Genomic DNA, 14,519 nt, shown 5'->3' with positions numbered 1-14,519 from the left:
TAATTTTTTGTCTTTTATAGAAGAAACATTAACAGGTTTAAGAATTATTAAAGGTTTTAATGCTGAAAATGTGATAGAGAAGAAATTTAATAAATCAACCTTAAGTTTTCGTCAATTAATGACGAGTGTTTTTCACAGGCAAACCTTAGCCTCTCCAATGAGCGAATTTCTAGGCTCTGCAACCATTATTGCCATTCTTTGGTATGGAGGTGTGGAAGTTATCAATAAAACCAGTGCTTTAGATTCTAGTAAGTTTTTAGGCTATATTCTTTTATTTTACACAGTTCTAAATCCTATAAAACTAATCACCACTACTTTTTATAATATTCAAAAAGGAGAAGCTTCTGCAGAAAGAATTATTACTGTTTTAAATACCGAAAACAGTATTAAAGACAAACCAAATGCTATTGTTAAAGAAGATTTTAAAGATAAAATTGAGTTTAAAAACATCTCTTTTAAATACAAAAAAGAATATGTTTTAAAAGATTTTTCTCTCACAATTAATAAAGGTGAAACTGTTGCTTTGGTTGGGCAATCTGGAAGTGGGAAATCTACTTTAGCAAATTTAATTACTCGTTTTTACGATGTAAATAAAGGTGATATTATTATTGATGGACAAAACATAAAAGACGTTACAAAAAAATCTTTACGCAATTTAATGGGGATTGTTTCTCAAGATTCTATTTTATTTAATGATTCTATTGCAAATAACATAAAATTAGGCTCACAAAATGCCACAGATGAAGCTGTTTTAGAAGCATCTGAAATTGCAAATGCAAATGAGTTTATTCAGAATTTGCCAGAAAAATTCAATACAAATATTGGCGATGGTGGAGGAACACTTTCTGGAGGTCAAAAACAACGTTTATCGATTGCAAGAGCCGTTTTGAAAAATCCTCCAATAATGATTTTAGATGAAGCTACGTCTGCCTTAGACACAGAATCTGAACAATTAGTGCAAATTGCTTTAGAAAAAATGATGCAAAACAGAACTTCACTTGTCATTGCTCACAGGCTTTCTACCATTCAAAAAGCCAATACAATAGTGGTAATGAAAAAAGGAAAAATTGTTGAACAAGGAAAACATGAGGAATTACTTGCCAAAAAAGGCGAGTATTTTAAACTTGTTACCATGCAAAGTTTATCGTAAACAATTTATTTCTGTTGATATTTCTTTAAGATTTCTCCCATTTTATGATGAATTAAAGTAACCGCTTTTAAAGGCCTTATCATCACTTTAAAACTAGTGATTTTTCCATCATTATTCCAAGAAATCATATCAATTCCATTGATGGAGGTTCCATCAATTTCAACTTCAAATTCTAATAAAGTTTCTGTTTCATTCACAACTTCTCTCACATACTTAAACGTATCATTAAATAGCACTAAAAATGCTGCAGATAAATATAAAAACGTAATTTGTTTCCCTATTTGTGGAGTATGAACTACTGGCGAATAAAACACAACATCCTCAGCTAAAACATCCGCTAATTTTGCAGTATCTTGATTTAAAATAATTTGATGCCAAGTTGCTAGATTTTTGTTCATTTTAGGCTTGTTTTAATCCTAAAGATAACCCTTTTTCAATCATAAAATTATAGGAAGCTTCGTGATTATTTGGTATTTTACCATCTAAAATAGCCTCTTTTATAGCTTCTTTTATTTGACCAATTTCTCTGCATGGTTTCAAATTAAAAGCTCCCATTATTTCTTCTCCAGTTACTGGAGGCTGAAAATTTCTAACTTTATCACGTTCTTCTACTTCTTTAATTTTGGTTCTTACAACCTCGAAATTTTGATGATAACGTTTGAATTTTTTAGGGTTTTTAGTAGTAATATCTGCCTCACAAAGCGTCATTAAATCATTAATATCATCACCTGCATCAAAAACCAAACGTCTTACAGCAGAATCTGTTACATCTGAGGCCAAAACAATTGGTCTTGAACTTAATAGCACCATTTTCTGAACAAATTTCATTTTATTGTTCAAAGGCAATTTTAATCTTTTAAATATTTTATAAACCATTTTCGAGCCTACAAATTCATGACCATGAAACGTCCAACCAACTTTTTTACTGAATCTTTTTGTAGGTGCTTTTCCTATGTCGTGCAATAAAGCAGCCCATCTTAACCAGACATCTTCTGTGTTTTCTGCAATATTATCTACCACTTCTAAAGTATGATAAAAATTATCTTTATGTTTCTGACCTTCAACTTCTTCTACTCCTTTTAATGCAATGAGTTCAGGTAAAATTTGAGGTAATAAATTTGTTTCTTCTAATAATAAAAATCCTTTAGATGGTTTTGCTGATGACATTATTTTGTTCAATTCATCAACAATTCTCTCTCTGGTAATTATTTCTAAGCGATCCGCATTTTTATTGATAGAAGAAAGAGATGTGGTCTCGATTTCGAAGTGTAATTGTGTCGCAAAACGTATAGCACGCATCATTCTTAAAGGATCATCAGAATAGGTAATATCAGGATTTAAAGGCGTTTTGATAACTTTATTTTTTAAATCTTCAATTCCGTTAAAAGGATCTAAAAGTTCTCCAAAATTTGCATCATTTAAACTTAAAGCTAATGCATTTATTGTGAAATCTCGTCTGTTTTGATCATCTTTTAAAGTACCTTCAGAAACTTCTGGATTTCTACTTTCTTCTGAATAGGATTCTTTTCTTGCACCAACGAACTCGATTTCCACATCTTTAAAACGCAACATAGCAGTGCCATAGGTTTTAAAAACTTGCACTTTTGGTTTGTTTGGTAGCAAATCTGCAACCTTTTCTGCCAATTCAATTCCACTGCCAACTGCAACTATATCTATATCTTTTACATTTCCTCTTTTTAAAAAAAAATCACGCACAAAGCCACCAATAACATAGCTATCTACTTTTAGTTCTGCTGACGCTTTAGATATTATAGTAAAGATTTCTAATGTTAATGCTTCCTTGAAAATCATGATTTTTTTTATGCTTGTAAGAGTTTGCAAATTTAAAACTTATCTTTTAATCTCTTAAAAAAAAGGCTCTTTTTATAAAACAAGATTTTTTATTGATTTTAAAAACATTTTAAATTGTATTTTTACAACTATTCGAATACACAAAATTATAAAAATTTCTAAATGATTATTGTTAGAATTGTTGGCGGACTTGGAAATCAAATGTTTCAATATGCTTATGCAAAATCTTTACAGCAAAAAGGTTACAAAGTTAGAATTGATATTTCTAAATTTAAAAACTACAAATTACATGGAGGGTATCATTTAGATAAATATAATATAGACATAGAAACTTCTAGTTCTTTTTCTAACCTTATAACTAGATTAGGCTTTAGAAGATCTGCAAAAGAAAAAAGTTTATTATTTGATGAGAAATTTTTAAAATTACCCGAAAAGGAGTATGTAAAAGGTTATTTCCAAACAGAAAAATATTTTAAGGAAATTAAAAACATAATTTATAATCAATTCCAAATAAAAAATACGCTTTCAGAATCTACAATTTCTTACAAAAAGGAGATAGAAAAATATAAAAATGCCTGTTCAATTCATGTTAGAAGAGGAGATTTTATTTCTGATAAAAAAGCAAATAAAGTTCATGGAACTTGCACTTTAGATTACTATGAAAAAGCAATTGAATTCTTAAATAGTCAGTTTAAAGAAGTTCATTTTTTTATTTTTTCTGATGATATTTTATGGGCAAAAAAGAATCTAAAAATCGAAAATGTTACTTTTATAAATCATAAAACAATACCTCATGAAGATTTACTTTTAATGAGTTTATGTAGATTTAATATTACTGCAAACAGTAGCTTTTCTTGGTGGGGAGCTTGGTTAAATAAACACAAAAGCAAAGTTGTGATTGCACCTAAACAGTGGTTTGTAGATAAAGAAAACGAAGTGGCTTGTAATAATTGGATTCAATTGTGATGTCTTACAAAGTTTATTATATCAATTTAGATAAAAGTACAGAAAGACGTGCATTTATGGAAAATCAATTTAAAGAATTGAAAATTCCAATCACCAGAATTTCTGCTATTTATGGTAAAGAGTTAGATGAAAATCTGCTGAAAACAGAAAAAAGAAAACACAATATTTTAGCTCATTTCCCATATCCAAATGATGGCGAAATTGGTATTTGTTTAACCCATTTTAAGTTATGGGAATATTTATCAAAACAACCTGAAGATTTTTCAATTGTTTTAGAGGACGACGCTTTGGTTCATGAAGATTTTTTTAAAGATTTAGAAACACTTTTATCAAAAATTACTATAGATGATTTTTTAGATATTTCTGGTAAAAAAGGTTTTTATCCTTTAAAAAAAAATGAGCTCAGCACGAAATTTTTAATGCCTCCTGTTTTAATGATTGGTCAAATAATTGGTAAAAATGCTGCTGAAAAATTGTCCGAAAATTTAAGCGAATATTATGCACCAATTGATGTGATGAAACAAGATGTTTACAAACACAAAGTTCCATTATTTAATACAAATAAGTCTTATGTAAAATCGAATGACAGCGCTATTGGTGGTACTACAATCCAACAGAAAAACTTACCTAAATTTAATAAAATTTTTAGAGAAATTGCGCGTCCTTTTTGGCAAGTTTTAACCTTATTTACCTATAAATTAAATAGATGTGTCAGAAATTATATTTTTTATAAATCTTTAAAATAAGTGTTTTATTTTACGCCTCTATTTAGAAGCCAAAGTTTTATATATCTCGTTAAAACTGCATAACCTTGTGTTGTAGACAATACCAAACCTGGATAACCATCTAAAAACCCTTTTCTTAAAATAAAGTGGGTAAAAACTCTAAAAGGTGGTTTTATAATGATATGATACGCATTTACTTTTCTACCTTTAGCATGAAGTTCTTTGGCTTTTAATTCACCATATTGATGTATTTTGGATATAAAATGATTGTAATTTTTATATCCAAAATGATCTATTTTGTTTTTAAAAAAACCTAGCTGACCAGAAGTTTTTATAGTTTCATGCACAAGACCTTGGTATTTACAATGCTCTTTCAAAAACAATCGAACTACTTTGTCTCTCTGCCAACCAGAATATTTTATTTTTTTTCCTGCAAAATAAAAACTTCTTCTTACATAGAATCCTGCATAATCTTTTGAATTTTTAACTGCTTCTAAAATTTCTAATTCCACTTTTGGAGTAACTCTTTCATCAGCATCTAAAATGTAAATCCAATCGTGTTTTGCTTGTTCTATAGCAAAGTTTTTTTGAGATGAAAAATCATCAAACTCACGTTTGATGATTTTTACATTGTATTTTTCCGCTAATTCTATTGTTTTATCTGTACTAAAAGAATCGATGACTATAATTTCATCAGCAAAAGAAACAGATTTTATAGCGGCTTCTATATGAATTTCTTCATTAAGAGTAGGAATAATAGCAGTGATTTTTGTCATAGTAATTTTCACAACTTAAACAGCTACATCATACTCACGTAATGCATCATTTAAAGAGGTTTTTTTGTTGGTACTTTCTTTTCTTTTTCCAATAATTAAAGCACAAGGCACATTATATTCTCCAGCAGCAAATTTTTTAGTGTAACTTCCAGGAATTACAACAGATCTTGCAGGAACTACACCTTTCATTTCAATAGGTTCATCACCAGTAACATCTATAATTTTAGTGCTCATTGTTAACACAACATTTGCCCCTAAAACAGCTTCTTTTTCTACTCTAACTCCTTCTACTACTATACATCTAGAGCCTATAAAAGCGCCATCTTCAATAATTACAGGAGCAGCTTGTAAAGGTTCTAAAACACCACCAATTCCTACTCCACCAGATAAATGTACATTTTTACCAATTTGTGCACAAGAACCTACTGTTGCCCAAGTATCTACCATGGTTCCTTCATCTACATAAGCACCAATGTTTACATAACTTGGCATTAAAATAGTACCAGAAGAAATGTATGCTCCATGTCTTGCAACTGCATTTGGAACCACTCTAATTCCTCTTTCTGCATAATTTCTTTTTAATGGAATTTTATCATGATATTCAAAAATACCACATTCTAAAGTTTCCATTTTTTGAATTGGGAAATATAAAACTACTGCTTTCTTTACCCACTCATTTACCTGCCATCCATTTTCTATTGGTTCAGCAACTCTTAAGGTTCCTTTGTCTAATAAATCAACAACTTCTCTAATAGCATTAATGGTTTTTTCTTGTTTCAACAACTCACGATTTCCCCAAGCTAATTCTATAATTTCTCTAATTTCTTTCATGTAATAAAATATTTTTGCAAATATAAATTTATAAACAAAAACCATGGCGAATATACACTTTTTAAACAGATATTTAATGTTTGTTTAAAATACAAAACAACGCCAAAACTAACTTATTGATATAATTATGTTTAAAATATTATAATACATATATAAACTTTATTTTTGCAAAAAAAGTATACAGTTTGGGAAGAGTTTTAGCCATAGATTTTGGAAAAATAAGAACAGGAATTGCAGTTACAGATCAATTACAAATAATTGCATCTGGTTTAACCACTGTAAAAACAGATGAATTAATTCTTTTCTTGAAACAATACATTGCTAAAGAAGAAGTTGAACTATTATTGGTTGGCAAACCAAAACAAATGAATAATTCTGATAGTGAAAGTGAGTCGTTAATTCTGCCTTTTTTACAGCAGCTGTCCAAAGAAATTCCTCAAATTCCAGTTAAAAGAATTGATGAGCGTTTTACTTCTAAAATGGCTTTTCAAACGATGATAGATGGAGGTTTGAGAAAAAATCAACGAAAAAATAAAGCTTTGGTGGATGAAATTAGTGCTACAATTATTCTACAATCGTATTTATATAACAAATAATTTTGTTCAAGTTACAAACTTTGTATTTTTGCAACCAATAAAAAAGAGAAAATGATATTACCAATTGTGGCTTATGGAGATCCTGTTTTGCGTAAAGTAGGTGTTGAAATTGATGCTAATTTCCCTGATTTAAAAGAATTGATTACCAATATGAAAGAGACTATGTACAATGCCTCTGGTGTTGGTTTGGCTGCACCTCAAATTGGAAAAGCAATTCGTTTATTTATTATTGATGCATCACCTTTTGCAGAAGATGAAGATTTAAGTGATGAAGATAGAGCAACTTTAAAAAGCTTTAATAAAGTTTTTATAAATGCAAAAATTCTAGAGGAAGATGGAGAAGAATGGTCTTTTAACGAAGGTTGCTTGAGTATTCCTGATGTTCGTGAAGATGTTACTCGTAAACCAAAAATAACCATAGAATATAAAGATGAAGATTTTAAAACGCATACTGAAGTTTTAGAAGGTTTGGCTGCCAGAGTTTTTCAGCATGAATACGATCATATAGAAGGTATTTTATTCACTGATAAAATATCAACACTCAAAAAAAGACTCATCAAAAGAAAATTAGAAAATATCTCTAAAGGAAAGATTAATGCAGATTACAGAATGCGTTTTCCAAGCCTAAAAAATAAAAAATAAGTCTGAAAAGACAAAAAAAATATACAAATGGAATTTAGTAAAATTATTTCGGTTACTGGTAAACCTGGTTTATTTCAAGTAATTTCTCAATCTAAAAATGCAATTATTGCAGAAAACTTATTAGATAAAAAACGTTTGGCAATAAATGCTGCTCAAAATGTAAGTTTGTTAGAAAATATAGCAATTTACACTTTTGAAGAAGACATGCCATTGCTTAATGTTTTTAAAGCTATGTCTGCTAAAACAGAAGGCAAAGAAGCCATATCTCATAAAGAAAGTGGCACAAAATTAGCATCATTTTTTGCAGAAGTTTTACCAAATTACGATAATGAAAGAGTTTATGATTCTAACATTAAAAAAGTAATTCAATGGTTTAACATTTTGGTAAATGCTGGTATGGATTTCTCTAAGAAAGAAGAAGTATCTTCTGAAGAAACTGAAAAGTAGTTAGTGGTTAGTGGTTAGTGGTTAGTGGTTAGTGGTTAGTAAAAATACAAGCTAAATTACTATGTAAATCTAATTTTTTGCAACTTATTAAAAAAGAATGAACTCAAGAAAAGAACAACTTTCAGCAATAAATCGTCTATTAGATATTATGGACGAGCTTCGCGAAAAATGTCCTTGGGATAAAAAACAAACGCTCGAAAGTCTGCGCCATTTAACTATTGAGGAAACTTATGAATTGGCTGATGCCATTTTAGAAAATGACTTACAAGAAGTAAAAAAAGAATTGGGTGATGTTCTTTTGCACATCGTTTTTTATGCAAAAATTGGAAGCGAAACTAATGCTTTTGACATTGCTGATGTTGCCAATTCAATTTCAGATAAATTAATTGACAGACATCCTCATATTTATGGAGATGTAAAAGTTGAAAACGAAGAAGATGTAAAACGCAATTGGGAACAATTAAAACTAAAAGAAGGCAAAGAATCTGTTTTAGAAGGCGTACCTAAAAGTTTGCCAGCAGTTGTAAAAGCGAATAGAATTCAAGATAAAGTTGCTGGTGTTGGTTTTGATTGGGAAAACCCAGAACAAGTTTGGGAAAAAGTTCAAGAAGAACTTGCGGAACTAAATGAAGAAATTAAGGCTGGAAACAATGAAAATATCGAAAAGGAATTTGGTGATGTTTTATTTTCTATGATCAATTACGCACGTTTTATTGGTGTAAACCCAGAAAATGCTTTAGAAAAAACCAACAAAAAATTTATTAATCGTTTTCAATATTTAGAAAAAGCGGCTAAAAAAGAAGACAAGCAACTTGCTGATATGTCTTTAGCAGAAATGGATGTTTATTGGAATGAGAGTAAAAAGTACTTTACTTAATTTAAAGTTAAAGAATTACCTCTAAAGATTAATTTGTATATTTTCTTTTATATTTATAGAAGAAAATCAACAAATTATGATAAACTCGGACTCTTTAATATTTATTTTATTTTTCGCTTTAATAATTAGTTTTGCTTCTTGCAAACCAACTGAAAAAAGCGAAGAAACGCATCAAAAAGAATTCAATTTAGAGGATACTGAAAAAGTACAAGCTGCAATTTTAGACTACGTAGAAGCTTTGTATTTGGTTGATTCTACTAGGATTGATAAAAGCGTAGATTTAAAATTAAGAAAAGTTGGGTATTATTTTAATCCGGATACAAAAGAATATATTGATAATTTAGAAATGACTCATAATCAATTATCCAATTTGGCTGCGAGTTGGAATTCAGAATTCGAGCAAGGAAACCAAAACTCTCCAAAAGAAATTGAAATTTTTGATGTAAATTCTAAAACTGCCTCAGCAAAATTAACTGTAGAATGGGGTATTGATTTATTTCATCTGGCTAAAGTTAACAACCAATGGAAAATTGTAAATGTGATGTGGCAAAGCATGCCAGATGAAGAGTAAGAATTATACTTTATTTTCTAAACCATATTCACCCGATAATGAGGTAATCATTCTTTCATTACTTCTCAATCTCATTAACAGTAAACCAAAATCCATTAAATAATCCTTTTTAGAATATCTAAATAATTTGTCTTGCGATTTTTTAGAACGTTTGTAATTCTCAAAAAAACGAGCCTTCCAAGCTTTCTCGTAAATTGAAAGTTGTTCTAAATCATCTGAATTTAATGCTTTATCTATTGCTTTTACTGCAAAAACAGCAGCTTCAAAAATAAACTTGTAGCCTTCTCCAACAATAGGATTTACTTGTGAAACACTATCGCCAACGCAGATTAAATTCTTATCTATAAATTTATCTAATACAGGAGTTAATGGTATGCTACCTCCTTCTACTTTTTCGTTATCTTTTTCTACAAGTTTTTTAATCTTTGGAATTTCTAAAATTAAATTCAAACGATTTTTTAATTCTTTAATAACATGATTATCAAAACTACCAAACCCTATTATGGCTCTTTGGTTTTGGAGTGGAAAAACCCAACCATAACCTCCTTGGTAAATTTTACCTACCATTAAGTGAATTTCATTAGGTTTTCCAAAATACTTAACATTATACTCTACACCTGTTGCTAATTGCACATTTTTAGGGCGCAAACCTATTTGTTTACTGATTACTGCATTTGTTCCTGAGGCATCAACGAAAATTTTTCCTGAGTAAGAATTGTTGTTTTTATCAATTAGTGCTGTGTAATTACCTTCATCATCTTTAGAGAAAGATTTTATATGTGTATCTAACTGAAAGTCTACAAATTCAGTGTCGATAGAATTTATTATCTCTTCGTGTAATTTTTTCTTATCTAATATGTAGGCACTAATGTTTTCGTAATTTTCTTTTTCTGCTTTTACTTTTCTTTTAATATGTTTTGAATAGAAAACACAGGTATCTATTTCTTGGGCAACAACATTTTTTGTCAGTCCAAAATCATCTAAATTGATAAAGCTACCTAAGGTATTAAAAGAAAATTCGAGAAGATTGGTTTTTCTGTCTAAAACTAAAGTTTTATGTTTTAGTTTACCCAATTCTCTTGCCAACATTATACCTGCTGAACCAGCTCCAATTATTACAACATCAAATTTTTCCATAGTTTCTTAATATCGATGCAAAGTATATTTATTTTGAATGATTACAAAATTCTTAGATTACTATTTTTATTTTTTACTCGATTTTCACAGAATTTTTTTTATTAAAAAATAGTTTTAATTAGAGAATAATTCTTCCAATAAACTAATTTATCTAATATTGGCATTTTTACAACAATTTATTAGTGTGATTCAAACAAATGTCAACACTTTTTATTGAATTAAAATTTGATTAAAATTTTAAAAATATAATTACTTAATTCTAGGTATAGTATTCATTTGAAGATTCAAATATATTTGATTTCTAATTTAAACTTAACCATTATGAAAAAACCTAAAATTTTATTTTTAACGTTCTTAGCATTTGTCTCCATTACATTTTTTAGCTGTGATGAATTATTTGGTGACGATGACGAAGACGAAGATTCAGTTGTAAACACAATCTCTTGTTCAGGTTACGTTGGCCCAAGAAATATTGATAAACAATATGATTATCAATGTCAAGCTGCATATATTTATAAATGTAATGGAGAAACTGAAAATTTAAAAAACCAATGTGCTTACTACAAACTATTGCAAAATCAATTAAATTTACCTGACTGTGATTATTGTGATTAAAAAAAGCCTCTCAATTACGAGAGGCTTTTTTAACTAAACTAATTTTTTAGCATTTGTAACTTTTTGCTTTGTGAGTGCAATATCAATTACTTGTTTCATATCTGAAACATAGTGGAAAGTTAAGCCCTTTAAATAGCTTTCTTTAATTTCTAAAATATCTTTTCTGTTGTCTTCACACAAAATTATTTCTTTAATATTAGCTCTTTTTGCAGCCAATATTTTTTCTTTAATTCCGCCAACAGGCAATACTTTTCCACGCAAAGTAATTTCGCCAGTCATGGCTAATTTATTCTTTACTTTTCTTTGTGTGTAAGAGGAAACTAAAGAAGTTAACATGGTAATACCAGCACTTGGACCATCTTTTGGAGTTGCACCTTCAGGTACATGAATATGTACATTGTACTTCTCCATAATTTCTGGTTTTATGCCAAATTCTTCTGCGTTCGATTTTATGTATTGTAAAGCAATAGTTGCAGATTCTTTCATTACGTTTCCTAAATTACCTGTAATTGAAAGTGCTCCTTTTCCTTTGGATAAAATAGATTCTATGAATAAAATATCTCCACCAACTCTTGTCCAAGCTAAACCTGTAACAACACCAGCAACATCGTTATTTTCGAATTTATCTCTATTTCTTGGTGTTCCTAAAATTTCTTCTACTTTTTCAGATGATAAAGCGATATCGTAATCTTCTGCTAATGCAATACTTTTTGCAGCAAAACGCACCACTTTTGCGATGTGTTTTTCCAAACCACGAACACCAGATTCTCTAGTATAACCCTCTACAATTTGTTCTATTTGTTTTTTTCCAAGTTTTAAATGCTTACCAGTTAAACCATGTTCCTTTAATTGTTTTGGTAATAAATGTCTTTTGGCAATTTCTATTTTTTCTTCAATGGTATATCCACTTACGTTTATAATTTCCATTCTATCACGCAAAGCCCAAGGAATTTGACCTAAATTATTGGCAGTTGCTATAAAAAGTACTTTAGATAAATCGTAACCAACTTCTAAATAATTATCATAAAAAGCTTCATTTTGCTCAGGATCTAAAACCTCTAACATTGCAGATGATGGATCTCCTTGATGACTTTGTCCTAACTTATCAATTTCATCCAAAACAAAAACAGGATTTGATGTTCCAGCTTTTTTTAAGTTCTGAATTAACCTTCCAGGCATTGCACCTATATAAGTTTTTCTATGACCTCTAATCTCTGCTTCATCTCTTAAACCTCCTAAAGACATTCTAACATACTTGCGTCCTAAAGATTCTGCAACCGATTTTCCTAACGAAGTTTTACCAACACCTGGAGGTCCATATAGACAGATAATAGGCGATTTCATATCTCCTCTTAACTTTAAAACTGCCAAGTGTTCGATAATTCTTTCTTTTACTTTTTCTAAACCAAAGTGATCTCTATCTAAAACTTTTATAGCTTTTTTTAAATCAAATTTGTCTTCAGAATAAATTCCCCAAGGCAATTCTAACATCAATTCTAAATAGCTTCTTTGCACACCATATTCTGCAGCTTGCGGATTCATTCTGCGTAAACGAGACAATTCTTTATCAAAAATTTCGCATACTTCTGCATTCCATTTTTTCTTTTTGGCTTGCTTGCGCATTTCTTCCAATTCTTGATCGTTAGAAACGCCACCTAATTCTTCTTGAATGGTTTTTAACTGCTGATTTAAATAGTATTCACGCTGTTGTTGGTCTAAATCCTCACGAGTTTTAGACTGAATATCATTTCTTAATTGTAATTTCTGAAGTTCTTTATTTAAATTTTTAAGCGTTAATAATGCGCGTTCTTTTAAATTATCTTTTTCTAAAATAATCTGTTTTTGCATTACACTTAAATCCATGTTTGATGCAATAAAATTCACTAAAAAAGAATTAGATTTAATGTTTTTTATTGCAAAAGAGGCTTCACTTGGTAACATTGGGTTTTCTTTTATTACCTCTAAGGCTTGATCTTTAATAGAATCAATAATAGCGTCGAACTCTTTTTTATCTTCAACAGTTCTATCTTCTTTAGCTTCTTTTACTGTTGCTTTTAAATAAGGTTCATCTTGAATAATTTCTTCTATTTCAAAACGTTTTTTACCCTGAATAATTACTGTTGTATTTCCATCAGGCATTTTTAAAACACGTAAAATTTGCGCTACAACACCTGTTGTATGTATATCTTTTAAAGACGGCTCTTCTTCTTCTTCATTACGTTGCGCAACTACCCCAATTATTTTATTGCCTTTATTGGCATCTTTAATTAATTGAATTGATTTATCTCTGCCAGCTGTAATTGGAATTACAACTCCAGGAAATAAAACTGTATTTCTTAAAGGTAAAATTGGTAGTATTTCTGGAACGCTTTCTTTGTTAATGATTTCTTCATCTTCTGGCGTCATTAAAGGGATTAATTCTGAATCTTCGTTCATTATATTATCAAAAGACAAACTGTCTAATTTTATAATTTTTGATTTGCTCATGTGCTATATATCTGTCATTCTGACATTAATTTATGAGAAACTCAAAAACCAATATCGTCCTTATATTTTTAAAATACTGATAATCAAAAGTATAAAAAATAACAATTAATTAATCTCAATGAATAAGACAATTGTTGTGCCAAAAGCTTTATTTATGCTTTTCTAGTTGCTTCAATATTTAAAAAAACCTAATTTAGCTAAATTCATTATTTTTAATTTATAAATTCTATGGAAAAAGCATACAGGAATATTGGTTTTATTTTTTTGCTATTTATCCCATTAACCTTTCTTGGTTTTTACAAAACTTATTTTGTGTTATCTCCAGAATTTAAGGGAACTATAGACATTTATACTCATGTTCATGCTTTTTTTGCATCAATTTGGATTGTTTTAATAATTAGCCAACCTCTGTTAATTCGATACAAATACTATAAAATTCATAGCCTTTTAGGCAGAATTTCTTACTTTATATTCTTTGGGTTAATTCTCTCTTTTATTCCTCAAATGATTAAAGAATATGGTAAAAATCTAATTCCTTTAAATGCTGGTTTCGATATTTTACTTTTGTTATTATTCTACATACTTGCTATAAAACACAAGAAAAATATTGGTTTTCATATGAGATATATGATTGCTATTGCTTTAATTTTTATTGGACCAACTTTGGGACGAATTATTTTTATATTATTAGAGTTAGAAAGTATAGGGTTTTTACAAATTCCTTATTTATTGGTTATCGTTATTCTTTTAAGTTTGATTTATTTTGATAAAAAAAACAAAAAAAATTACGAACCTTATTTAGTGGCTCTATCAGCCTTTATAATTTATTTATTGGCACTATATAGCATAAATATTCATATTTAAATAAATATTAAAAAGCCTAAAAA

16 protein-coding genes are annotated in these 14,519 nt (G+C 29.1%); 10 read left to right on the top strand and 6 right to left on the bottom strand.

Annotated elements, in window-relative coordinates; all coding sequences use genetic code 11:
• On the top strand, positions 1-1,150 hold a 1,150-nt coding region (locus WAO74_RS00230; RefSeq protein ID WP_422158695.1), incomplete at its 5' end, for an ABC transporter ATP-binding protein.
• Positions 1,151-1,155: 5 nt separating this feature from the next.
• Here the strand turns inward: WAO74_RS00230 and WAO74_RS00225 are convergent.
• Complete coding sequence (locus tag WAO74_RS00225) at positions 1,156-1,548, bottom strand: nuclear transport factor 2 family protein (RefSeq protein WP_422158694.1); 393 nt, start codon at positions 1,546-1,548, stop codon at positions 1,156-1,158.
• A 1-nt stretch (position 1,549) separates the two neighbouring features.
• On the bottom strand, positions 1,550-2,962 hold the full coding sequence (locus WAO74_RS00220; RefSeq protein WP_422158693.1) for a CCA tRNA nucleotidyltransferase: 1,413 nt from the start codon (positions 2,960-2,962) through the stop codon (positions 1,550-1,552).
• 162 nt (positions 2,963-3,124) lie between these two features.
• On the opposite strand from WAO74_RS00220, the gene WAO74_RS00215 reads away from it, so the two are divergent.
• Positions 3,125-3,928: an alpha-1,2-fucosyltransferase gene (locus WAO74_RS00215; protein WP_422158692.1), complete on the top strand. Its 804-nt coding sequence runs from the start codon at positions 3,125-3,127 to the stop codon at positions 3,926-3,928.
• Complete coding sequence (locus WAO74_RS00210) at positions 3,928-4,674, top strand: glycosyltransferase family 25 protein (RefSeq protein ID WP_422158690.1); 747 nt, start codon at positions 3,928-3,930, stop codon at positions 4,672-4,674. Before WAO74_RS00215 ends, WAO74_RS00210 begins: the two co-directional genes overlap by 1 nt.
• A gap of 5 nt (positions 4,675-4,679) precedes the next feature.
• Here WAO74_RS00210 and WAO74_RS00205 read toward each other — a convergent pair whose 3' ends face one another.
• A complete protein-coding gene (locus tag WAO74_RS00205; RefSeq protein WP_422158688.1) occupies positions 4,680-5,429 on the bottom strand; it encodes a glycosyltransferase family 2 protein in 750 nt (249 codons plus the stop codon).
• A gap of 15 nt (positions 5,430-5,444) precedes the next feature.
• Positions 5,445-6,260, bottom strand: a complete 816-nt coding sequence (locus WAO74_RS00200; RefSeq protein ID WP_422158686.1) for a 2,3,4,5-tetrahydropyridine-2,6-dicarboxylate N-succinyltransferase — start codon at positions 6,258-6,260, stop codon at positions 5,445-5,447.
• Positions 6,261-6,445: 185 nt separating this feature from the next.
• On the opposite strand from WAO74_RS00200, the gene ruvX reads away from it, so the two are divergent.
• The 5 genes from ruvX (at position 6,446) to WAO74_RS00175 (ending at position 9,393) form a co-directional block, all read left to right on the top strand.
• Positions 6,446-6,856, top strand: coding sequence for a Holliday junction resolvase RuvX (gene ruvX / locus WAO74_RS00195; protein WP_422158684.1), 411 nt, complete (start codon positions 6,446-6,448; stop codon positions 6,854-6,856).
• Positions 6,857-6,907: 51 nt separating this feature from the next.
• Positions 6,908-7,498 carry a peptide deformylase gene (def, locus tag WAO74_RS00190; RefSeq protein ID WP_422158683.1) on the top strand — a complete coding sequence of 197 codons (591 nt, stop codon included), beginning with the start codon at positions 6,908-6,910 and terminating at the stop codon, positions 7,496-7,498.
• Positions 7,499-7,525: 27 nt separating this feature from the next.
• On the top strand, positions 7,526-7,945 hold the full coding sequence (locus tag WAO74_RS00185) for a DUF5606 domain-containing protein (protein ID WP_422158681.1): 420 nt from the start codon (positions 7,526-7,528) through the stop codon (positions 7,943-7,945).
• Positions 7,946-8,042: 97 nt separating this feature from the next.
• Positions 8,043-8,822: a nucleoside triphosphate pyrophosphohydrolase gene (mazG, locus tag WAO74_RS00180; RefSeq protein WP_422158680.1), complete on the top strand. Its 780-nt coding sequence runs from the start codon at positions 8,043-8,045 to the stop codon at positions 8,820-8,822.
• Between the two features lie 76 nt (positions 8,823-8,898).
• Positions 8,899-9,393 carry a nuclear transport factor 2 family protein gene (locus tag WAO74_RS00175; RefSeq protein ID WP_422158679.1) on the top strand — a complete coding sequence of 165 codons (495 nt, stop codon included), beginning with the start codon at positions 8,899-8,901 and terminating at the stop codon, positions 9,391-9,393.
• 3 nt (positions 9,394-9,396) lie between these two features.
• On the opposite strand, the gene WAO74_RS00170 is transcribed toward WAO74_RS00175, so the two are convergent.
• On the bottom strand, positions 9,397-10,530 hold the full coding sequence (locus tag WAO74_RS00170; RefSeq protein WP_422158678.1) for a lycopene cyclase family protein: 1,134 nt from the start codon (positions 10,528-10,530) through the stop codon (positions 9,397-9,399).
• Between the two features lie 321 nt (positions 10,531-10,851).
• Between WAO74_RS00170 and WAO74_RS00165 the strand changes: the two genes are divergently transcribed.
• A complete protein-coding gene (locus tag WAO74_RS00165; protein WP_422158677.1) occupies positions 10,852-11,145 on the top strand; it encodes a hypothetical protein in 294 nt (97 codons plus the stop codon).
• 33 nt (positions 11,146-11,178) lie between these two features.
• On the opposite strand, the gene lon is transcribed toward WAO74_RS00165, so the two are convergent.
• Entirely contained in the window at positions 11,179-13,632 is a 2,454-nt protein-coding gene (lon, locus tag WAO74_RS00160; protein WP_422158676.1) for an endopeptidase La, read from the bottom strand.
• A gap of 228 nt (positions 13,633-13,860) precedes the next feature.
• Between lon and WAO74_RS00155 the strand changes: the two genes are divergently transcribed.
• Positions 13,861-14,496, top strand: coding sequence for a hypothetical protein (locus tag WAO74_RS00155; protein WP_422158675.1), 636 nt, complete (start codon positions 13,861-13,863; stop codon positions 14,494-14,496).
• The last annotated feature ends 23 nt before the right edge of the window (positions 14,497-14,519 follow it).

This window comes from Polaribacter sp. (assembly GCF_049276715.1).
GTDB lineage: Bacteria > Bacteroidota > Bacteroidia > Flavobacteriales > Flavobacteriaceae > Polaribacter.
This window is presented reverse-complemented; position numbering and strand designations above follow the sequence as displayed.

Bases quoted from the DNA above. Each gene is read 5' to 3' on its own strand.
- WAO74_RS00225 (WP_422158694.1), bottom strand. From the start codon at position 1,548: ATGAACAAAAATCTAGCAACTTGGCATCAAATTATTTTAAATCAAGAT.
- WAO74_RS00200 (WP_422158686.1), bottom strand. From the start codon at position 6,260: ATGAAAGAAATTAGAGAAATTATAGAATTAGCTTGGGGAAATCGTGAG.
- WAO74_RS00170 (WP_422158678.1), bottom strand. From the start codon at position 10,530: ATGGAAAAATTTGATGTTGTAATAATTGGAGCTGGTTCAGCAGGTATA.
- mazG (WP_422158680.1), top strand. From the start codon at position 8,043: ATGAACTCAAGAAAAGAACAACTTTCAGCAATAAATCGTCTATTAGAT.
- WAO74_RS00210 (WP_422158690.1), top strand. From the start codon at position 3,928: ATGTCTTACAAAGTTTATTATATCAATTTAGATAAAAGTACAGAAAGA.
- WAO74_RS00185 (WP_422158681.1), top strand. From the start codon at position 7,526: ATGGAATTTAGTAAAATTATTTCGGTTACTGGTAAACCTGGTTTATTT.
- WAO74_RS00220 (WP_422158693.1), bottom strand. From the start codon at position 2,962: ATGATTTTCAAGGAAGCATTAACATTAGAAATCTTTACTATAATATCT.
- WAO74_RS00205 (WP_422158688.1), bottom strand. From the start codon at position 5,429: ATGACAAAAATCACTGCTATTATTCCTACTCTTAATGAAGAAATTCAT.
- WAO74_RS00175 (WP_422158679.1), top strand. From the start codon at position 8,899: ATGATAAACTCGGACTCTTTAATATTTATTTTATTTTTCGCTTTAATA.
- def (WP_422158683.1), top strand. From the start codon at position 6,908: ATGATATTACCAATTGTGGCTTATGGAGATCCTGTTTTGCGTAAAGTA.
- WAO74_RS00155 (WP_422158675.1), top strand. From the start codon at position 13,861: ATGGAAAAAGCATACAGGAATATTGGTTTTATTTTTTTGCTATTTATC.
- lon (WP_422158676.1), bottom strand. From the start codon at position 13,632: ATGAGCAAATCAAAAATTATAAAATTAGACAGTTTGTCTTTTGATAAT.
- WAO74_RS00215 (WP_422158692.1), top strand. From the start codon at position 3,125: ATGATTATTGTTAGAATTGTTGGCGGACTTGGAAATCAAATGTTTCAA.
- WAO74_RS00165 (WP_422158677.1), top strand. From the start codon at position 10,852: ATGAAAAAACCTAAAATTTTATTTTTAACGTTCTTAGCATTTGTCTCC.